At 66.4% G+C, this 19,889-nt stretch carries 17 protein-coding genes; 12 read left to right on the forward strand and 5 right to left on the reverse strand.

Translation table 11 applies throughout. The annotated features are described in order from the left end of the window. The first annotated feature begins 2 nt into the window (after positions 1–2). The gene (gene bfr / locus INQ43_RS02055; RefSeq protein WP_043959314.1) at positions 3–473 is read left to right on the forward strand and encodes a bacterioferritin; all 471 of its coding nucleotides are present in this window, start codon (positions 3–5) and stop codon (positions 471–473) included. A gap of 18 nt (positions 474–491) precedes the next feature. Here bfr and INQ43_RS02060 read toward each other — a convergent pair whose 3' ends face one another. After that, complete coding sequence (locus tag INQ43_RS02060) at positions 492–1,082, reverse strand: DUF4126 domain-containing protein (protein ID WP_194036969.1); 591 nt, start codon at positions 1,080–1,082, stop codon at positions 492–494. A 90-nt stretch (positions 1,083–1,172) separates the two neighbouring features. On the opposite strand from INQ43_RS02060, the gene INQ43_RS02065 reads away from it, so the two are divergent. The 6 genes from INQ43_RS02065 to INQ43_RS02090 all read left to right on the forward strand — a co-directional run bounded on the left by INQ43_RS02065 (position 1,173) and on the right by INQ43_RS02090 (position 5,779). After that, positions 1,173–1,847, forward strand: a complete 675-nt coding sequence (locus INQ43_RS02065) for a DUF6776 family protein (RefSeq protein WP_194037527.1) — start codon at positions 1,173–1,175, stop codon at positions 1,845–1,847. A 1-nt stretch (position 1,848) separates the two neighbouring features. After that, positions 1,849–2,283 carry a polymer-forming cytoskeletal protein gene (locus INQ43_RS02070; protein WP_194034906.1) on the forward strand — a complete coding sequence of 145 codons (435 nt, stop codon included), beginning with the start codon at positions 1,849–1,851 and terminating at the stop codon, positions 2,281–2,283. A 212-nt stretch (positions 2,284–2,495) separates the two neighbouring features. Next, on the forward strand, positions 2,496–3,260 hold the full coding sequence (locus tag INQ43_RS02075) for a DUF6776 family protein (RefSeq protein WP_228062589.1): 765 nt from the start codon (positions 2,496–2,498) through the stop codon (positions 3,258–3,260). 59 nt (positions 3,261–3,319) lie between these two features. After that, entirely contained in the window at positions 3,320–3,709 is a 390-nt protein-coding gene (erpA, locus tag INQ43_RS02080; protein ID WP_194037529.1) for an iron-sulfur cluster insertion protein ErpA, read from the forward strand. 86 nt (positions 3,710–3,795) lie between these two features. Next, positions 3,796–4,716, forward strand: coding sequence for an NAD(+) diphosphatase (gene nudC, locus INQ43_RS02085; protein WP_194037530.1), 921 nt, complete (start codon positions 3,796–3,798; stop codon positions 4,714–4,716). A 139-nt stretch (positions 4,717–4,855) separates the two neighbouring features. Further along, positions 4,856–5,779: a cobalamin biosynthesis protein gene (locus INQ43_RS02090; RefSeq protein WP_194036970.1), complete on the forward strand. Its 924-nt coding sequence runs from the start codon at positions 4,856–4,858 to the stop codon at positions 5,777–5,779. 32 nt (positions 5,780–5,811) lie between these two features. On the opposite strand, the gene INQ43_RS02095 is transcribed toward INQ43_RS02090, so the two are convergent. The 3 genes from INQ43_RS02095 to INQ43_RS02105 form a co-directional block, all read right to left on the reverse strand. Then, positions 5,812–7,788, reverse strand: coding sequence for an MFS transporter (locus INQ43_RS02095; RefSeq protein WP_194036971.1), 1,977 nt, complete (start codon positions 7,786–7,788; stop codon positions 5,812–5,814). A 105-nt stretch (positions 7,789–7,893) separates the two neighbouring features. Next, on the reverse strand, positions 7,894–9,189 hold the full coding sequence (gene purD / locus INQ43_RS02100; protein ID WP_194036972.1) for a phosphoribosylamine--glycine ligase: 1,296 nt from the start codon (positions 9,187–9,189) through the stop codon (positions 7,894–7,896). A gap of 33 nt (positions 9,190–9,222) precedes the next feature. After that, positions 9,223–10,218, reverse strand: coding sequence for a TIGR01777 family oxidoreductase (locus INQ43_RS02105; protein WP_194036973.1), 996 nt, complete (start codon positions 10,216–10,218; stop codon positions 9,223–9,225). 265 nt (positions 10,219–10,483) lie between these two features. Here INQ43_RS02105 and INQ43_RS02110 point away from each other — a divergent pair, with 265 nt between their 5' ends. The 4 genes from INQ43_RS02110 (at position 10,484) to INQ43_RS02125 (ending at position 17,639) form a co-directional block, all read left to right on the forward strand. Then, the gene (locus INQ43_RS02110) at positions 10,484–13,531 is read left to right on the forward strand and encodes a type VI secretion system Vgr family protein (protein ID WP_194036974.1); all 3,048 of its coding nucleotides are present in this window, start codon (positions 10,484–10,486) and stop codon (positions 13,529–13,531) included. 7 nt (positions 13,532–13,538) lie between these two features. Continuing rightward, entirely contained in the window at positions 13,539–15,167 is a 1,629-nt protein-coding gene (locus tag INQ43_RS02115; RefSeq protein ID WP_193985726.1) for a hypothetical protein, read from the forward strand. An 86-nt stretch (positions 15,168–15,253) separates the two neighbouring features. Continuing rightward, positions 15,254–16,201 (forward strand): T6SS immunity protein Tli4 family protein, encoded by a 948-nt coding sequence (locus INQ43_RS02120; RefSeq protein ID WP_194034914.1) that lies wholly within the window; start codon positions 15,254–15,256, stop codon positions 16,199–16,201. Between the two features lie 49 nt (positions 16,202–16,250). Beyond that, a complete protein-coding gene (locus INQ43_RS02125) occupies positions 16,251–17,639 on the forward strand; it encodes an MATE family efflux transporter (protein ID WP_228062590.1) in 1,389 nt (462 codons plus the stop codon). Here the strand turns inward: INQ43_RS02125 and purH are convergent. Then, positions 17,611–19,179 carry a bifunctional phosphoribosylaminoimidazolecarboxamide formyltransferase/IMP cyclohydrolase gene (purH, locus tag INQ43_RS02130; RefSeq protein WP_194036975.1) on the reverse strand — a complete coding sequence of 523 codons (1,569 nt, stop codon included), beginning with the start codon at positions 19,177–19,179 and terminating at the stop codon, positions 17,611–17,613. The genes INQ43_RS02125 and purH overlap by 29 nt on opposite strands. A gap of 77 nt (positions 19,180–19,256) precedes the next feature. Here purH and INQ43_RS02135 point away from each other — a divergent pair, with 77 nt between their 5' ends. After that, entirely contained in the window at positions 19,257–19,868 is a 612-nt protein-coding gene (locus INQ43_RS02135; RefSeq protein WP_194036976.1) for a CDP-alcohol phosphatidyltransferase family protein, read from the forward strand. Positions 19,869–19,889 lie beyond the last annotated feature (21 nt).

The following is a 19,889-nucleotide window of genomic DNA, read 5'->3' on the forward strand; positions in this document are numbered from 1 at the left end:
CCATGAAGGGCGACGCCAAGGTCATCGAGTTCCTCAACAAGGCGCTCTACAACGAGCTGACCGCGATCAACCAGTACTTCCTGCACGCCAAGATGCTGAAGAACTGGGGTCTGAAGGAACTGGCCGACCACGAGTACGAGGAATCCATCGACGAGATGAAGCACGCCGACCAGCTGGCGGAGCGGATCCTGTTCCTCGATGGGCTGCCGAACTTCCAGGCGCTGGGCAAGCTGCGCATCGGTGAGAACCCGCGCGAGGTGTTCAACTGCGACCTGGCGCTCGAGATGGACGGACTGCCGCTGCTGCGCGACGCGATTGCCCACTGCGAAAGTGTCAGCGACTACGTCAGCCGCGAGCTGTTTGTCTCGATCCTGGAGTCCGAGGAAGAGCACGTCGACTGGATCGAAACCCAACTCGGCCTGATGGACCGCCTGGGCGACCAGAACTACCTGCTGACCCGTACCGAGAAATAACCCGGATTGAAGTAACCCTCAGCGCCGTGGGGTCGCGGCGGCGGATCGGCGACGGCGGAAGATCATGCGCCAGACCCACCACAGCACCAACGCCAGCACGATGCTGGTCACCACGACCAGCCCAAAGGCCACCCACGGGTAGCTGAACACCAGCGCCAGCCCGCCTACGGTGGCGACATCCTCGGTGAGGCTGGCCGTCCAGTTGGTCACCGGCTCGGGCGAGGTATTGAGCACCGCCCGCGAGCCGGATTTGAGCGCGTGGCTGGCAAACGCGACGCCGGCGCCGGTGGCCAGTGCGCCTGCCCCGAGGCTGCCGTCGGGTGACATCGCCGCCGCGGCCAGGAACGCACCCGCGGGAATGCGCAGCACCGTGTGCAGCAGGTCCGACAGTGAATCCACTCCGGGGATCTTGTCGGTGAGGAATTCCGCTGCCGCCAACACGCCCGAGATCCCCATCACCCAAGGCGATGCGGTGACTTCCAGGGCCTGGGGCAGGTCCAGCCAGCCGAAGAATCCGGCCAGCCCGATCCCGAACACCGTCATGTAGACGCGAACGCCGGCCAACCAGGCGAGAACTACGCCAATTGCGAACAGGTGCGCATCAGACATCGGGCAACCTCGCTAGAATCCGGGCCGGATATGGGGAAAACAGAAACCACACGTTATGTGATCGTGCCGCATCGGCGCGGTCGCCGCACGATGTTGCTGTCGGCGCTCGTCGCCGGCTGGCTGGGATCACTGCTGCTTGTCTGGGCGGCGACCAGTCTGCATGCGGCGCCGCAGCTGCCGGGCCTGAAGACCGCTGCGGCCACGGCGCAAACCGAGCTGGCCGCAGCCAGGGCCAGCCTGCACGAACTGAGCCAGCGCGCGGCGACGCTGGAGCGCTCCGACCAGATCAGCCGCGTCGCCAACCAGGAGCTGCAGGAAGAACTGTCCCAGCGCGAGGAAGAGATCAGTGGCCTGCGCGCCAACCTGGCCTTCTATGAGCGCGTCGCCGGGCCGGCCGCCAAGCAGCGCAAGGGGCTGAATGTGCATTCGCTGGAGTTCAAACCCGAACGCGCCGGCACGTGGCGCTATCAGGCGGTGCTGACCCAGAACCTGGCCCAGGGCGCGATCAGCAGCGGCAAGCTGCGCTTCGCCATCGAGGGGGTACGCGACGGCAAGTTGGCCACTGTCGGTTGGACCGATCTCCACCAGAGCAGCGCCGCGCCGCCGCAGGACTACGCGTTCCGCTACTTCCAGCAGCTCGAAGGCAGCGTCATGTTGCCTCCCGGGTTCACGCCGCAACGGGTGCGCGTCGCATTGCGCGGCGGCAGTGCCAACGTCGACCAGGCGCTGGCGTGGACCCAATCACCGCAACATGGAGAGACCTGACATGCTCAAGAAGAAGGCGAGTGTTCCCGCCAGCCAGATCGATACGCTCATCGGTGCCCAGGTGGTGATCCGGGGGGATTTCCACTTCAGCGGCGGTCTCTACGTGGAGGGGCGAGTCATCGGCAAGCTGATTGCCGACGACGGTGAGAAAGCGGTCCTCACCCTGGCCGACAACGGCATCGTGGAGGGCGAGGTGCGCGCGCCGGTGATGGTGATCAACGGCACGGTCAACGGCAACGTGTACGCCACCGAGCGCATCGAGTTGGGTTCCAGGGCGCGCGTCGACGGCAATGTCCACTACAAGGTGGTGCAGATGGCGGCGGGCTCGGTGTTGACCGGTCGGCTGTTGCATGTGGATTCCGAGCACGCCTACGCCGGTGTGGAAGAGATGGCCGAAGCTGAAGGGATGCCCCGCCTGGCGACCGTGAACGGCTGACGCTCAAGCAACACCGGGGTAGGCTGGCCGCAGACGCCCAGCCGGGGCGGAGCGACCGATACCCCGCCATGAACCCATCCGGATCGCCTTCGGAACCCAGTCCCACCGAACCTGCAGACTCCTCGACTCCCGCGCCGGCGGACACTCCGACGGAGTCGCCCGAGTCCGCGCGCGAGCGGGATGGGCACGATTCGAGCGGACGCGACCCCAACGTGCATGACTCCACCGCGCACGGCCCGGCGCCGGAGCACAGGCCGCCGTCAGCCGGGTTGTCTGCGCCACCGGCGGCCGTGCTCTGGGGCGTGCTTGCCATCGCGGTGCTGTTCGGCGGCTGGGGACTCTGGCGCGCGCTTGGGGGGGGTGGTGATGTGCATGCGCGGCTGAGCGCCAGCGAGCAGAGCAACCAACAGTTGCAAGCCCGCCTGGACGAGATGCAACAGAATGTCGCCACCCTGACCCGCTCCGACCAGATCAGCCGGGACGCCAATCGCGACCTGCAGGGCGCGCTGGCCGAGCGCGAAGAGGAAATCGCCGGCCTCCGCGCCGACGTCGCCTTCTACGAACGTCTGGTCGGCGCGACCTCGCAGCGCCGCGGCCTGACCGTGCATGCCTTGCGGATGTCGCCGCAGAACGGCAACGCGTGGGAGTTCCAGACCACCCTGACCCAGAACCTCAACCGTGGTGCGGTCAGCAGCGGCCGGCTCAGCCTGGTCATCGAAGGCACCCTGGACGGCAAGCGCGAGGAACTGGTCTGGAGCGAGCTGCGCCAGGGGGATGAGGCAGGGGGTACCCCGTTCTCGTTCAAGTACTTCCAGCAGATCAAGGGCGACGTGTTCCTGCCCGACGGGTTCGCGCCGGTACGGGTGACGGTCAAGCTGCAACCGCGGTCGGGCTCGCCGATCAGCGAGTCCTTCAACTGGTCGGAGGTCATCGGCAACGGCCCGCAGGGCGGTGTCCCGCCCGCCGAAGCTGACTGAAGCGCGTGCAAGGTCGCGGCGAGCTTGAATGCCTGCTGGTAACCCCCCATCCTGAGTGGATGGACAGTCAGTTTATTCCGATGCCCGGCCTCGACAGCGCCCCGGGATACCAGTCGCTCGACAACGCGTTGCAGTTCACCTCCGCCGCCGCCGCGAAAGCGGCCGAGCTGGTGGCCGAGGAGGGCAACCCCGCGCTCAAGCTGCGCGTGTTCATCCAAGGCGGCGGTTGCTCGGGCTTCCAGTACGGCTTCGAGTTTGACGAAGAACAGGCCGACGACGACCTCGCGGTGAAAACCGATGCGGCAACGTTGCTGGTGGACCCGCTGAGCCTGCAATACCTGATGGGCGCGGTGGTTGATTACACCGAAAGCCTGCACGGCGCGCAGTTCGTGATCCGTAATCCGAACGCGAAGACCACCTGTGGCTGCGGTTCCTCGTTCGCCGCGTGACGGGTGACGGGGCGCCGTTCGCATTCGTTGAAGCCGGTGCTTTTGCCGGGATAGACGCCCCGTTCCGTCGCGGCGACAGCACGCTTTTGCCGCATGCCGACCAGCCCGAGTGCCACGGGGCGCTGGACCGTGCCGATCGCCTTCGTGGCGATCCGGCTGCACTGGCCGCGCTCTGGGCGGAGGCCCGCGTGGTTCTGCTGGACGACGACGGCCGCGCGCTTGCAGAAGCCGATGGCAGCCTGTTCGCACCGACCGGGGCACAGATCAGCCAGGGACCCGGCGGCACCGGTGCGGCGATTTTCCTCGGCGTCGATGGCAGCGGGCGCGGCTGGTTCAGCCTCGAGGCCAGGCTGGTCGCGCTGCACGCGCCCCGGCGCACCGACCTGCGGACCGCGGCCGCCGAGTGGCCGGCGTTCGAGGCCGGCGTGTACGCACAGGCGCGCGCGCTGCAGCATTGGCGCAGTCGCTACCGCTACTGCAATGTCTGCGGCGGAGAGATCGGGTTCGAGCGCGGCGGCTGGCTCGGTCGCTGCCACCAGTGCGGCCAGGAGCATTACCCGCGCACCGACCCTGCAGTAATTGTCGCGGTGACCGACGGTGAGCGCCTGTTGCTGGGTCGGCAGCCGGGATGGGCGCCGCGCCGGTATTCGGTGCTGGCGGGATTTGTCGAGCCCGGGGAGACCCTGGAGCAGACCGTCGCGCGCGAGGTCATGGAGGAATCCGGCGTGCGCGTGCGTGCGTGCCGCTACCTGGCCTCACAGCCGTGGCCGTTTCCCGGTCAGTTGATGCTCGGCTTTATTGCGCTGGCACATCCCGATGAGCCGCAGGTCGATGACGAGCTGGAAGACGCGCGCTGGTTCAGCGTGGACGAGGTGCGTGCCGCCACTGCCGGTGATGTCGACGACGGCAGCAGCCTGCGCCTGTCAGCCACCATCTCGATTTCGCGCTGGTTGACCAACTGCTGGCTGCAGACGATGGACGCCAAGCGCACCAGCACGCCACGCTGAGTCTGGCCGGTCGCCGGCAGCGATTGCGGCGCGCGTCCGGCACCCGCAGTGCCGCTAGAATCGGGGAATGTGCGCAATCGAAGCGCCGCGCTATCGCGCGACCTGAACTGCGCGGCGTGAACCCGGAGGAGCCCAGCCAATGTCCATCACCCTGATCGCCACCATCGTGGCGCTCGTCCTGGGCCATCTGGCACCGTCGTTCGCGGCCACCGTCCGCAATTTCGGCTGGTACCGCGACCTGATCGCCTGGTGCAACGGTCGCTTTGGCGAGGACGGATTCTGGCGGGGTCGCTGGGGCGTCGTGCTGATCCTCCTGCCACCGGTGCTGGTCATCGGCGTGTTGCAGGCGTCGGTGGATGGCGGGCTGTGGGGGATTGCCGGGCTGTTGTTCGGTACCGCGGTGCTGTTCCTGTCCTGGGGGCCGCGTGATCTGGACCGCGATGTCGATGCGATCCTGGACGCGCCCGACCGCCTGAGCAGGCGCGAGCGCATCGCGCAGATGGTCGCCGAGGCGCAGACCCCCGGTGGCGGCTCCGGCCTGGTGGAAGCGGTGTTCCGCAACGCCCTGCGACGCTGGTTCGGGGTGCTGTTCTGGTTCCTGGTGCTCGGCCCCGTGGGCGCGATCACCTATCGCCTGAGTGTGCTGGCCGCGGTCGGCCCCATCGCCGGCGAGGTGCCGTCCACCACCCGCGAGGGCGCGCGCATCTGGCTGGCGGTTCTGGAGTGGCCGGTGGCGCAGTTGATGACCCTGTCACTCGCGCTGGTGGGCAACTTCGATAGCGTGCTGAGCGCGTGGCGCAACGCCGAGGGTGCGTCCTTGCGGCTCAGCAGCCGTTTCCTTGGCGCCGCGGCGCGCGCCAGCGTCAACAGCGAGCTGAGCGAGCAGGGCGATGTCTGGGTCTCGGATGAGGAAGACACCGAGAGCGGGATCGTTGCGCCTGCAGTCGGCATCGCGCCCCCCGACCTGCCCGAGCTGCGCGATGCCATGAGCCTGGTCTGGCGCAGCCTGCTGGCGTGGCTGGCGGTGCTGGCGCTGTTCGTGATTGCCGGCTTCGTCAGCTGATCCACGCCCGGTCCTGGCTGACCGATCCGCGCTCAGGCGTGATCCCCGCGCAGTTCGCGCACCTTCGCCTCCAGCATCCCGGCATCCACCTGCGCGCCGTCCATCGGCGCCGCGGCAACCACTTCGACCCGCGCGCGGAAGCCACGCGGGGCGCGCATCCGCCCCAGCCGTCCCGCTTCTGCGCGAGCGCTGCGCCGGCTCCACATGCTGGTCCACATGCCGCGCAGCGCCATCGGGATTACCGGCACGGGGCGGCGCTCCAGCACTTTCTCGACCCCTGACTTGAAGGCGGCGATTTCGCCGTCGCGCGTCAGCGAGCCTTCCGGGAAGATGCAGACGATCTCGCCCTCGGCCAGCGCCGCGTCGATATCGTCAAATGCGCGCTGCATCAGCTCCGGATTCTCGCGCGCACCGGCAATCGGGATCGCCTTGGCGGTGCGGAAGAACCAGTGCATCACCGGCACGTTGAAGATCCGGTAATACATGACGAAGCGCACCGGCCGCGGAATGCAGGCGGCCAGGATCAGCGCGTCCATGTAGCTGACGTGGTTGCAGACCACCAGCGCTGCGCCCTCGTCGGGAATGCGGTCGATGCCGCTGGGCCGCAGCCGGTACAGCGTGCGCACCAGCATCCAGCTCAGGAAGCGCATCAGGAATTCGGGAACGATGGTGAAGATCCACAGCGCCACCGCCGCGTTGGCAATGGCCAGAGCCAGGAACACCTGCGGGATGTCCAACTCCGGCATCGGCACGCGCACGCCAGCCACCTCGAAGGACGGCAGTTGCAGCGTGAGTCCGAGCGCCGCGGCCAGCACGATGAAACCGGAGTTCTGGATGTTCAGCCCGGCGAACACGCGCGACATCTCGGACTTGGGCGTGCGGCTCTGGATCAGCGCGAACAGCGGCACCACGAAGAACCCGGTGAACAGGCCGATGCCGAGCAGGTCGATGGTGGTCCGCCAGCCGCCCGGCTGTTGCAGGAAGCCCATTACGTCGAGGCCGGTCAAGCCCGCCGCGCCGGGCCGCGAGAGCGACAGATCGAGCAGGAACGCGGTCATGCCGAACGCGCCCAAGGGCACCAGCCCGATTTCCACCGTGCGCGCCGACAGCTTCTCGCACAGCAAGGAGCCCACGCCGGTGCCAACCGAGAACATCGCCAGCGCGAAGATGTACAGCGTCGCCGATCCGCCCAGGTTGACCTCGGCGTAGGTGGGCAGCTGTGAGGTCAGCACGGTGCCGACGAACCAGAACCACGACACGCCGAGCACCGCGTTGCGCACCGCCAGTTGCTTCTTGGCCAGGCGCAACACGGCAAAGGATTCGGGAATCGGGTTCCAGTTGATCTTCAGCTCGGGCGCACCCGCGCTCGCCGGCGGAATGGCCCGGCTGACCAGATGCCCCGTGACGGCCAGCGCAATCACCAGCGCGCCGGCGACCCACGGTCCGTTGTCGCCGGCGGCGTTGAACACCATGCCGCCGATGATCATCCCGACCAGGATCGAGATCGAGGTGCCCATCTCGACCAGCCCGTTGCCGCCGGTCAGCTCGCGCGGGTGCAGCACGGTCGGCAGGATGGAGTACTTCACCGGGCCGAACAGGGTCGACTGCAGGCCGGTGCCGAACAGGGCAACCAGCAGAACGGTCAGGTTCTGGGTCATGAAGCCAACCGCGGCCAGCGACATGATGGCGATCTCCATCGCCGTGGTGATCCGGATCAGCCTGGACTTTTCGACCTTCTCCGCGATCTGCCCGGCCAGCGCCGAGAACAGGAAGTACGGCAGGATGAACAGCGCCGGCGCCAGGTTGGTGTAGAGCGTCTTGTCGGCGCTGCTCACCCCCAGCCAGAACAGCATGCCGATGATGGCCTGCCGGTAGACGTTGTCGTTGAACGCGCCCAGCGCCTGGGTCAGGAAAAACGGCAGGAAGCGGCGCTGGCGCAGCAGGGCGTATTGGCTGTGCGAGCTGCCCGGTGGCGGCGTCTCGTCTGCCGGCGGCGTTCCGTCTGCCATGGAATTCCCCGAAATAATGCCGGCGAGACTAGCAGACCGGTTGCGTGCAGCGGTGCGCGAGCGACTCATTCCCGCCCGCTGGTCCACTCCGATCGCGAGCTGATGTCAGTCGCGCGAGATCGCCCGCCAGCCGATGTCGTGGCGGTGGAACTCCCCGTCCCAATGAATCCTGTCGACGACCCGGTAGGCATCGCGCTGGGCGGCCGCCACATCCTCGCCGAGGGCGCAGACACACAGCACGCGGCCGCCGGAGGTGACAATCCGGCCGTCCACCAGCCTGGTGCCGCCGTGGAAGACCTTGCTGTCGCCGCCGTTGTCGGTCTCCGGCGGAATGCCGGCCGGGAAACGGATCACGTCGCCGGTACGCGGCGTGTCGGGATAGTTCGCCGCCGCCATCACCACTCCCAGCGAGGGTCGCGGATCCCACTGCGCCTGCTCCTGGTCAAGGCGCCCATCGATGCCAGCCTCGATCAGATCGAGCAGATCCGACTGCAGGCGCAGCATGATCGGCTGGGTCTCCGGATCACCGAAGCGGACGTTGAACTCGATCACCTTCGGCGTGCCGTCGGCGTCGATCATCAGTCCGGCGTAGAGGAAACCGGTAAACGGGATGCCGTCGGCGGCCATGCCCTGCACGGTCGGCTCGACCACCTCGCGCATGATCCGCGCGTGGATCTCGTCGGTGACGACAGGTGCCGGTGAATAGGCGCCCATGCCGCCGGTGTTGGGGCCGGTGTCGCCATCGCCGACGCGCTTGTGGTCCTGGCTGGTCGCCATCGGCAGCGCGGTCACGCCGTCCACCAGCGAGATGAAGCTGGCTTCTTCGCCGGTCAGGAACTCCTCGATCACCACCCGCGCCCCGGCCGCGCCGAACGCGTTCCCCTGCAGCATGTCGATGATCGCCGCTTCGGCCTCGGCCAGTGTCATCGCCACGATCACGCCCTTGCCGGCTGCCAGACCATCGGCCTTCACGACGATCGGCGCGCCCTTTTCGCGGACGTAGGCGAGCGCGGCATCGACCTCGGTATGGACGGCGTAGTACGCGGTCGGGATGCCGTGGCGGGCGAGGAAGTCCTTGGCGAACGCCTTGCTGCCTTCCAGCTGGGCAGCGGCGGCGCTGGGTCCGAAGATCCGGCGGCCGGCGGCGCGGAAGCGGTCAACGATCCCGGCCACAAGCGGCGCTTCGGGCCCGACCACGGTCACGTCGATGTTTTCGCGGGCGGTGAGCTCGAGCAGGCCGTCGATGTCCGTCGCGGCCAGATCGACGTTGCGGCACTTGGCCTCGGTCGCGGTGCCCGCATTGCCCGGGGCGACCAGCACCTGCGAGACGCGCGCTGACCCGGCCAGTTTCCACGCCAGCGCGTGCTCACGGCCGCCGGAGCCGATGACGAGGATTTTCATTGCGGTGTGTTTCCTGACGCGTGGCCCGCGATTTTACCCGACCCGCTCGATCGGCCGGACCGGTCCGCACAACGATGCCAGCGCCGGCAGGATATCGGGGAAGTCGAACACGAAACCCGAGGCGGTCAGTGCCGCTGGCACAACGCGCTGGCCCTCCAGCACGAGGTCGGACTGCTCGCCCAGCGCCAGCCGCAGCGGCCATGCGGGCGCCGGCAGCAACGCGGGTCGGTGGAGGACGCTGGCGGCGGCGTTGGCAAAGTCGGCCTGATGGACGGCGCCGGGGGCGACGAAGTTGTAGGCGTCCACCGCCGCGGGAGATGCCTGGCTGCTCTCTTCCACGCGCGTGGCCTCGCGCGGCCAGAGATGGGCCACGCCGCGCAGCAGGTCGTGGATGTGGATCCAGGACAACCACTGCCGCCCGGTCCCGGTCCGCCCGCCCAGGCCGAGCTTGAAAGGCAACAGCATCATCGGCAGCGCGCCGCCGTGTCCCAGTACCAGCCCGAAGCGCATGCATGCGACAACGACCCCGTGATCCGCGGCCCTGGCTGCTTCCGCCTCCCACGCCTGGCACAGCTGCGACATGAATACCGGCTGCGGTGGACTGTCTTCCGAGAGTGGCGTGTCGTCGCCTTGGCGCTGGACGCCGTAGTAGCCGATCGCCGAGCCGTTCAGCAGCAGCGCCGGCTTGTGCGTGCTGCGCGCGATCCACTCCACAAGGCTGCGGGTGGTGCCGATCCGGCTCTGCATCAACATCTGTTTGCGCCGATCCGTCCAGCGCGCGCCGAGGATCCGTGCGCCGGCCAGGTTCACGATCACGTCGACACGATGATCGTCCGGCAGAGATGCCATGTTGCCGATCGCGTGAACCCGGCCGTCGAACAGCGAGCGGGCACGCTGCGGATCACGCGACAGCGCGGTCACCGTGTGCCCGTCGTCCAGCAGCGCGCGGACCAGCTCCTGGCCGATAAAGCCGGTCGCACCGGTCACCAGGACGTGCTGCTGCTCATCGGCGAATCTGATCGGTTTCACTGGCCGCTCCGTTAGGGCGCGATTACCGGGGTCGGCTCGGCACTGGGAAGACGTGCCGCCACCGCGACCACGCCGGGTGCGTTCTGTATATCAGCAACGCCTGATCGGGCGTGTGTGGAATGCTTCCGAGGGTCCGACGCCTCTGCGCGGCGAATTCCCACTCGATGTACGCCTCCAGGCTACGCGGGAACACACGTTGGCGCGCCCGCCCCGGATGCAAGGCGTCGGCCACTGCCCTAGTATTGAGCTGTCCATGGAGAGGCACATGAGCAGCGGAGTATCTGTTCCCCAGGCCGTGCTGGCCGCATTGTCCCGGTATCGCGACGCCGACCGCCTGTACGCACTGGCGGTGGGCGGCGCGTCGTCCGATCTGATCGTGGAGCGCTGGCAGGGCCGCGAGAGCCTCTCGCAGGGCTTCGAGTGGTGGATTGACGCGCTCTCCACCGACGCCGGCCTGGACCTGGACGCGCTGCTCGGCCAATCGGCCACCTTCTCGACCCGCGCCGCGGACTGCGGACGCATCCCGCGGTCGGGACTGATCCGCCAGGCCGAGTGCGTCGGCAGCGACGGCGGCTTGGCCAGGTACCGCCTGTGCCTGGTGCCGTGGACCTGGCTGCTTACCCAGGGCCGCCACAGCCGCGTATTCCAGGACCGCACGGTGCTGGAGATCGTCGAGGCGGTGTTCGATGACTATGCGCCGCTGGCAAGCTGGCAGGTCGGCGACGAGGTCGGCCCGTTCCTGGCGGAGGTGCGCCCGCGCAGCTATTGCGTGCAATACCGGGAAACGGATTTCGACTTCGTCAGTCGCCTGCTCGCGGAAGAGGGCCTGGGTTGGCGGCTGCAGGAGACGGGCGAGGCTGGTCACGAGTTGGTGCTCTTCGCGCGCAGCGGCAATTGCCCGCAGGATGAGACCGCTGCAGGCGGTGGTGGCATCCGCTTCCACCGCAGCGACGCGACCGAGTCCAGCGATACCGTGCAGTCCCTCGGCGCGCAGCATTCGATTGCCGCCACCGACATCACCCTGCTCAGCCACGACTACAAGAGCATGTCGCTGGGGGCCAGCGTTCCGTTGGATGAGAGTGCGACCGACCTGCGGCTGGAGTCGTATGACCCCACCGGTGCCTACAGCTTTGCCAGTCAGGCCGAGGCCGCGCGCTACGCCGGGTTGCTGGCAGATGCGGCACGAGCTCAAGGGGCGCGCTGGCTGGGCCGCTCGACGGTGCGCAGCTTTCGCGCAGGCCAGTGGTTCGCGCTTACCCAGGCGCCGGTCAACGGCGATGCGCCGCCGGAGCTGCTTCTGGAGGACGTACAACAGGCCGGCATCAACAACCTGCCTGACGTCGTGCGCGAGGGTGCTTCGGAGCATTTGGGCGCCGCGCCGCCGATCGCGGAACCGGATGCCTTTGGAGCCGGCGGGGATCGCGCGGCGTCACTTTCGGCCGGCACTGGCGCCTTGATCGCGTCCGCTGCAGATGGGAACGGATCGGACGCAAAGAACTGGCAGGCAATCTGGGCCCGCGCCGAAGCCATCGGCTATGCGAACAGTTTCATTGCCGTCCCGCGCGAGCTGCCGTGGCGACCGGTGCTGGCTGATGACACCGGCCTGCGCATCAACCCGCGCCCTACAGCGCCTGGTTACCAGAGCGCCATCGTCGTCGGCGATGGTGGCTCCCCGCACGCGTCGGGAGTGAAGGAGTTGCACTCCGATGCACTGGGTCGGGTGCGGGTGAGGTTCCACTTCCAGACCGACCAAGGCACTTCGACTGCCGCCGACAGCTGCTGGCTGCGCGTCGCCCAACGCTATGCCGGCCCCGGCGTGGGCAGCCAGTTCCTGCCGCGCATCGGCCAGGAAGTGCTGGTGGGCTTCCTGGACGGCGACATCGACCGCCCGATGGTCGTCGGTGCGCTGTACAACGGCCAGGGCGAAGGCGGCATCGCCCCGACCCCGGGTGGCGAGGCGGCGTCAAGCGAAGCCAACGACCTGTTTGCTCAGGCCGGCGACCATCGGCCCGGCGCCCAGGCCAACCGCGCCGGCGGCAACGCGCCGGCTTGGCACGGCATGAGCTCGGACGCCGACGGCCACCGCAACGCCGCCGCGATGAGCGGGTTCAAATCCCGGGAGTTCGGTGGAGATGGGCATAACCGGTTGGTCTTTGACGACAGCGACGGCCAGCTGCGCCTGCAACTGGCCACGACCCACGCGGCCACCCAGCTCAACCTGGGCCACCTGATCCACCAGTCCGACAACTACCGCGGCAGCTTCCGTGGCGAGGGCTTCGAGCTGCGTACCGACCAGTGGGGCGCCGTTCGGAGCGAGCGCGGCCTGTGGATCAGCGCCACTGCCAACGATGCCGAGGCTCCGGCGGGCGAACACGTCGCCGCATTGGCTCTATTGAGGCAGGCCAGCCAACTGGCCGGTTCGTTCAACGAGATGGCCACCACCCACCAGACCGTCCGTCTGGCTGCGCATCAGGGCGCGACAGCCGCAAACAGCTCGCGACTGATAGAGGATCAGGCCCCGTTGGAGGCACTGCTGGCAAGCGCGGGAACCGTGGTGACCGGTGCCGCGTTCGGAGAGGGCACTGACGAAGCCCCCGAACGAAACCCGGCCGGTGGTGACGGCCGCGTTCCCCACAGCGGCGACGCCATCATTGGGCTGACGGCCCCAGCCGGCATCGGAATCGTGGCGGGACAGAGCCTCCACTGGAGCGTCGGCGAAACCCTGACGGTGGCCAGCGGCGAGGTCAGCAACCTGGCCGTCGCCGGCGACCTGCGCATCCACGCCGGCCAGGCGATCGGATGGCTGGCCGGCGCAGTCGAGGGCAATGTCACCAGCGAGCACGCCCTGGCACTGGTGACCGCCGAAGGCGACCTGGACATCCAGGCGCAGAAAGACGCGATCAATCTGCAGTCACGCGACCGGCTCAAAGTGGTCAGCGCCAACGCCGAGGTCGATCTTGCGGCCGGCAAGACGGTGCACCTGGCGACCAGCGGCGGGGCAAGCATCACCATAGAAGGCGGCAATATCGTTATCGAATGCCCCGGCAACATTACCGTGCATGCGGCGAAGAAGTCGTTTGTGGGGCCGGCACAGCTGAGTCGGGAGATGAACAGCTGGCCGGAGACGAAATTCGACCAGAGCTACGTGGTACGCCATCGCGCGACCGACGAGCCCATGGCCGACACCCGAGTGGAACTGACCCGTGCCGACGGTGCGCGCATGTCGCTGGTCACCGACGCTGAGGGCAAGCTACCGATACAGAAGGGTCTGGGCCCGGAGAAGGTTGTAATCAAGATCCTCGGAAAGGAATGAAGCAGGCATGCCACGGAAGGAAGACGAAATCAGGATTGGCTCCCATGAAACCGACGGGAAGGGGAGTCCGGTAACCCACACAACGCTGAGCCCGACCAGCGACATCCGCCAGCGGGCCATCCTTGCCCAGCCCACCGCCGTGATCCCGATCATTTTCTTACCGGGGATCATGGGTACCAACCTCAAATCCAATACAGGCTCCAAAGTCTGGCGGCCGCCCAACACCGACGGCGTATTCCCGATCCTTGGTGCGATGGGACAGATGTTCGCCTATGTGTTTCGTGGGCCCGCGACCCGGCAACGGATGCTGGATCCGACCAAGGTGGAGGTGGATGACCGAGGGTCCATCGATACCGGTGGCGCGCTTGAAAAGGCCGTCGCAAAGGACCGCGGCTGGGGCGCAGTGATGCGCTCTTCCTACCACCCCGTGATGGCGCTGATGCAGAAACGCCTCAACAACATCATGGAAGCGGGCGGATTGCTGGACTGGTGGAGTGAAGAGGGGCAGCACAGCCCAGCCGACTACGGCGACGAAAAGGCGAGTACAGCGCTTAGTGTTGATGATTTCAAGCACGCTGCCGGCTATCGATATGAAGTCTGGGGCGGCGGCTATAACTGGCTGCAGTCCAACGAAGATTCTGGACAGGACTTGATCGATTACATTGATAACGTCGTGCTCGCCCATCACCGCGCCAAAGGGCAAAACGTGAAGAAGGTGATCCTGGTGACCCACTCGATGGGTGGGATTGTCGGTCGAGCGATTGCCAGGGTCCACGAGTACGGCAAGCTGCTCGGGGTCGTCCACGGCGTAATGCCGGCCACCGGCGCGCCTGCCACATATCACCATTGTCGATGCGGTTATGACGGCGTCTCCCAGATCATCCTGGGACGAAACGCAAAGGAGGTCACTGCAATCGTGGGCAACTCGCCAGGCGCACTGGAGTTGCTTCCCAGCGCCGACTACGGCGATGGGCGCGCATGGCTGAAGATAGGCGGACCTGAAGATAATCCATCTCATGCACTCCCGGTATCCGACCCATACACCGAGATTTACCACAGCAGGGAATGGTACGGACTCGTTCCGGAGGAAAGCATGGAGATGCTGGATCCAGCGGGGCTGCATTCAGAGCCTGAATTCGAAGGGGCTGAAGCGGTCGGGTATGAACGCTTCACCCGCCTATTGAGTGACACCCAGCGCTTCCATGAGTCAGTTTCCGGCAAATATCCCGAGCCCGCATTTGTGCACTATGGCGCTGACGAAAGAATGCATGGGTGGACTGACGTCCATTGGCAAGGGGCCCATCTGCCTTCGCTGGAAGGAACGAGGGGCAGTAAGGATAACGGCAACGGGAAGATTAGCATCAAAAACGGTGGCCAAGTCGTCCAACTCAATTTCGGGGAGGCGGATCAACCCGGCGATGGCACCGTTCCGACAGTTTCCGGCGAGGCTCCCAGCAGGGCAGGCGTATGCGCAAGCTTCAGGCAGGGTAGTCAAGGGGCAGGCGCGCGCGTCGTAACTAACGGAAAAGGGAAGGATAAGGGTTACGACCATCAGGATAGTTACAACGACTCGCGGAGCCAGTGGGCGACGCTTTTCAGTGTGACGAGGATTTCGCGAGAGGCAGACTGGGCATGAGTATTTGCAAGGTTCCAATAATCGCTTTCGCTGTCGCCATACTTATTGCAATAACAATACCTGTAGCTGCCGGGCAAGGATCAAAAATGACAACTTACGACCATGGACAAACGGCCACGCATTGCTTCGGTCGCCATTTGCTCGATCTTCCCTCCAGCAGCACTGTCAAGTCGAGCTTCGTCGTTGGCGGAGCATCTGTTGAAGTGCGCCGTGGGATAGATGCGCACGAGTTTGCCGCGCTGGTGGAGGCAAACGAGAAGAGACTGCGAACAGCACCCCACAAAACTGAAGGATCCATGTTTCGCGATCGCGTCGACTTTCAGCCTGATCGGATTTTGCTCTCCTCGTGGTTCAGCCCCAACAGTACGGCCACGAACAAGGACATGCTTTATACCCGTATGGCCGACGCTTCGGTCATGCACGTGTTTTCCGTTGAGGGAAGTGGCAGCAACCCGGCAAGGGCCAAGGAATACATGCTGCGCGTTTCGAGAAACCTGAGTCATCGGGCGACGGGTGAAACTCCGGAGGCTCCTGGATTCTGCATCGATCAAGGCCTGATTACTATGAGCAAGCTCAACAAGGAGGAGGTCACTGCGAGTGTCCGAATCAAGGAGCGGCCAGGGCTGACACTCCACTTTATGTCGTACGTCACCGGCGCACCCGACAAGCCGCTGCTGCGCCGCAACTCACGGATCCCGCCCGGCTACGAAGGCACCGCTGCCGGGATGAAGCGTCTCCGTCGCGGAGACCGCAATATAGGTCCGATCAAGGGGCAGGAACTGCTCGTCAGGGGAGACGCAGGCGGCAAGCGCAGCTACGAGTTCCTGTGGGAAAGCCAGGGTGAGAAAGCATCAATCGAGCACCCGTTCCTTTCACTGCGCATGTCAACGACAGACGACACGGACGAGAATGGCGAGATCATGGATGCACCGTTCCAGGAAGACGCCGAGGCGCTGGCCTTGTGGGACTCGATCCTGAGCACACTTCAACTGCGCCCCGGCGCAATCAACCCCGGTGGCGCTGACCTTCGCTAGGCCCCCGTCTGGATGTCGTGCTAAGCCGCGGCCGGCTTGAGCGGGCATCATGCCCGTCATGCCCGTCATGCCCGCAGCCACACCCCTGAACGCGTCTATCATCACGCGCCGCGCGATTGCGCGGCAGGCGTGGCCGATCATTCTTGCCAACGCGGCGGTGCCGACGCTGGGTCTGATCGACACCGCTGTGATCGGGCATTACGGCAGCGCGGCGGAATTGGGCGCGTTGGCGCTGGGCGCGTTGTTGTTCAACTTCGTCTATTGGAGCTTCGGGTTCCTGCGCATGGGAACTACCGGCTTCACGGCGCAGGCGGCGGGGGCGGGCGACGAGGCGGAGGTGCGTGCGACGGTCGGGCGCGCGGGTTTGCTGGCGGTCGGCTTAGGCATTGCGTTGATGGCGCTGCAGGGTCCGACAACCTGGCTGTACTTCGGGCTGATGGACGGCAGCGACGAGGTGGAATCGATATCGGAAGCCTATTACCGTGCGCGCATCTGGGGCGCACCGGCAGCGCTGACCCTGTTCGTGTGCAGTGGCTTGTTGATTGGGCTCGGGCGCAGCCGGACATTGCTGGGTGTGCAGTTGCTGCTGAACGGACTGAACGCCGGGCTCGACATCTGGCTGGCGGGTGCACTCGGGATGGGCGCCCGCGGCATCGGGCTTGGCACGGCCATCGCGGAGTGGCTTACGTGCGGCGTGGCGGTGTTGGTGGTGGTGCGTCTGCTGCGGGAGCGGCATCACGACAAGGAGCCATTCCTGCCCGGGGTGCGGATCCGCAACCTGGCTCGGCTGCGTCAGGCCATGGCCGCCAACGGCGACATCATGGTGCGGACTTTGTGCCTGTTGTTCGGCTTTGGCTGGTTGGCCAATGCCGGAGCCCGCTTCGGCGATGTGGTTCTTGCCGCCAACCACATCCTCTTGCAGTTGGTGTCGTTCAGCGCGTTCTTCCTGGATGGCTTTGCCTTTGTTGCCGAAGCACTGGTGGGCGCGGCTTGGGGGGCGCGTGATCGGGCCGGGTTCTCCAGAGTGGTGCGGCTGAGCAGCGAGCTGGCCGCGGTTACCGCGCTGGCCCTGGCCGCGCTGATCCTGCTGTTCGGCGGAACCGCCGTGGCGGGCCTGACCAACCTGCCTGCGGTGCGCGAGGTGGCCATCGCGCATCTGCCTTGGACGGCGCTGTACGTGGTGTTGTCGGTCGCGGCGTTCCAGCTCGATGGCGTGTTCATCGGTGCCACGCGAACGCGCGAGATGCGCAACGCCAGCCTGCTGTCACTCGCCGTCTACCTGCTCGCCGCGTGGCCTATGACGGCCTTGTGGGGCAATCACGGGCTCTGGGCCGCGTTTGTGGTGTTCGTCGTCGCCCGGGCGCTGGCGCTGGTGCCGTACTACCGAAAATTGGGCACCAGCCCCGCACTCAATGGCGGAAGTGGCGCACGCCAGTGAACACCATCGCGATACCGTGCTCGTCAGCGGCCGCGATCACTTCCTTGTCGCGCATCGAGCCTCCGGGCTGGATGACCGCCTTGATGCCGGCCGCCGCCGCCGCATCGATGCCATCGCGGAAGGGGAAGAACGCGTCGCTGGCCATCACCGAGCCCGGGACCGACAGGCCCGCTTCCTCGGCCTTCAGTCCGGCGATCTTTGCCGATACCACGCGGCTCATCTGGCCGGCGCCGATGCCGATGCTGCGCAGGTCGCGGGCGTAGACGATCGCGTTGGATTTGACGTACTTGGCGATCTGCCAGGCGAACATCAGGTCGTCCAGCTGCGCCGCGGTGGGCGCCAGGGTCGAGACGACGGTGAGCTCGTTGCGGCCCACCTGGCGGTTGTCGGCCGACTGCATCAGCAGGCCCGAACCGATGCGCTTGAGGTCGAACCGGTTCCGCCCGTCGCCGTGGGGGATCTTCAGCACGCGCACGTTGGCCTTTGTAGTGCAGTAATCCAGTGCGCCCTGCTCGTAATCCGGCGCGATGAGCACCTCCACAAACTGCCGGTCGAGGATCGCTTTGGCCGTGGCTTCGTCCAGGGTGTGATTGAAGGCCAGGATGCCGCCGAATGCCGACGTCGGGTCGGTGGCAAACGCCGCCTCATAGGCCTCGGCGTTGCTGGCCGCGACCGCGACCCCGCACGGATTGGCGTGCTTGACGATGACGCAGGCCGGCGCGTCGAACTGGCGCACGCATTCCCAGGCGGCATCCGCATCGGCCAGGTTGTTGTAGCTCAGCTCCTTGCCCTGCAGCTGGGTAAAGGTGGCCAGCGTGCCCGGCAGCGGGTGCGCGTCGCGGTAGAAGGCGCCTTGCTGGTGCGGGTTCTCGCCGTAGCGCAGGTCCATCACCTTGATGAAGTGGCTGTTCTCCTGCGCTGGAAATACCGCGCGAGTGCCATCTTCGCTGATCGAGGAGAGATAGTTGCTGATGCACGCGTCGTAGGCGGCGACGCGATTGAACGCGGCCACCGACAGCGCGAATCGCGTTTTCGCCGACAGCGCTCCGTTGTTGTCCGCCAGCTCGCCGAGCAGGGCGGCGTACTGGGCCGGATCGGTCGCCACCGCGACGCGGGCATGGTTCTTCGCCGCCGAGCGCAGCATCGCCGGGCCGCCGATGTCGATGTTCTCGATGATGTCGTCCATCGAGCTGTCGGGGTCGGCCGAGACCCGCTCGAACGGATACAGGTTCAGCACCAGAAGGTCGATCGCATCGATGCCGTGCTCGGCCATCACCGCGTCATCGGTGCCCGCGCGCCCCAGCAGGCCGCCATGGATTATCGGGTGCAGGGTCTTGACCCGTCCGTCCATCATCTCCGGGAAGGCGGTGGCCTCGGACACGTCGGTCACCGCCAGACCCGCCTCGCGGATCGCCTTGGCGGTGCCGCCGGTGGAGAGCAGCTGCACGCCGTGGGCGGTCAACGCGCTGGCAAGATCGATCAGCCCGGTCTTGTCGGATACGGAAAGCAGGGCACGGCGAACGGGAACAAGGTCGGTCATTGCGGGCACGGGGGCTGCGGTGGGGCAGGTATTGTAAGGTCGTCGGTCGCGCACCGCTGGACGGAAGGGGACAGGGATTGTCGATCTACAAATTGAAGGGGCGATTCCAGGCCGTGTTGCGGCCAGGCGTGGGGCGGATCGCCGCCTGGGGAATTGCCGCCAATCAGGTGACGGTGGCTGCCGCGATCGTGTCGGCGGTGGTGGCTGCCGTCGTGTGGGCGGTGACGCCCGGGCAGCCGTGGGTCTACTTGTTGTTGCCGGGCTGGATGCTGCTGCGCATGGCGCTCAACGCCGTTGACGGCATGTTGGCGCGTGAGTTTGCCCAGCAATCCCGTCTGGGCGCCTATCTCAATGAGCTTTGTGACGTCATCGCCGATGCCGCGCTTTACCTGGCTTTGCTAAGTGTCGCAGGAGTCAGCGTGCACCTGGTTTGGACCTTCGTCGCGCTGTCGGCACTGACCGAATATGCCGGCGTACTGGGCTTGATGGTCGGCGCCCAGCGGCGTTACGACGGGCCGATGGGCAAAAGCGACAGGGCGTTCGTCATCGGCCTGTTGGGTCTGCTGCTGGCCGGTGGCTGGATCGGCGCAAGCGCCGTCAATGCGGTCGTGGCTGCGGCGGCCTTCCTCTGCGTCGTCACCGTAATCCGACGGGTTCGCGCCGGACTGCGTGGAGGCGCAACGACGTGAGCAACCCAACCAAGGACGACG

Origin of the sequence: Lysobacter sp. H23M47 (assembly GCF_015209765.1) — a bacterium.
Classification (GTDB): Bacteria; Pseudomonadota; Gammaproteobacteria; order Xanthomonadales; family Xanthomonadaceae; genus Novilysobacter; species Novilysobacter avium.

Bases quoted from the DNA above. Each gene is read 5' to 3' on its own strand.
- erpA (WP_194037529.1), top strand. From the start codon at position 3,320: ATGGACAGTCAGTTTATTCCGATGCCCGGCCTCGACAGCGCCCCGGGA.
- INQ43_RS02110 (WP_194036974.1), top strand. From the start codon at position 10,484: ATGAGCAGCGGAGTATCTGTTCCCCAGGCCGTGCTGGCCGCATTGTCC.
- INQ43_RS02095 (WP_194036971.1), bottom strand. From the start codon at position 7,788: ATGGCAGACGGAACGCCGCCGGCAGACGAGACGCCGCCACCGGGCAGC.
- purH (WP_194036975.1), bottom strand. From the start codon at position 19,179: ATGACCGACCTTGTTCCCGTTCGCCGTGCCCTGCTTTCCGTATCCGAC.
- INQ43_RS02125 (WP_228062590.1), top strand. From the start codon at position 16,251: ATGCCCGTCATGCCCGTCATGCCCGCAGCCACACCCCTGAACGCGTCT.
- INQ43_RS02070 (WP_194034906.1), top strand. From the start codon at position 1,849: ATGCTCAAGAAGAAGGCGAGTGTTCCCGCCAGCCAGATCGATACGCTC.
- INQ43_RS02120 (WP_194034914.1), top strand. From the start codon at position 15,254: ATGACAACTTACGACCATGGACAAACGGCCACGCATTGCTTCGGTCGC.
- INQ43_RS02090 (WP_194036970.1), top strand. From the start codon at position 4,856: ATGTCCATCACCCTGATCGCCACCATCGTGGCGCTCGTCCTGGGCCAT.
- INQ43_RS02065 (WP_194037527.1), top strand. From the start codon at position 1,173: ATGTTGCTGTCGGCGCTCGTCGCCGGCTGGCTGGGATCACTGCTGCTT.
- INQ43_RS02060 (WP_194036969.1), bottom strand. From the start codon at position 1,082: ATGTCTGATGCGCACCTGTTCGCAATTGGCGTAGTTCTCGCCTGGTTG.
- purD (WP_194036972.1), bottom strand. From the start codon at position 9,189: ATGAAAATCCTCGTCATCGGCTCCGGCGGCCGTGAGCACGCGCTGGCG.
- bfr (WP_043959314.1), top strand. From the start codon at position 3: ATGAAGGGCGACGCCAAGGTCATCGAGTTCCTCAACAAGGCGCTCTAC.
- INQ43_RS02115 (WP_193985726.1), top strand. From the start codon at position 13,539: ATGCCACGGAAGGAAGACGAAATCAGGATTGGCTCCCATGAAACCGAC.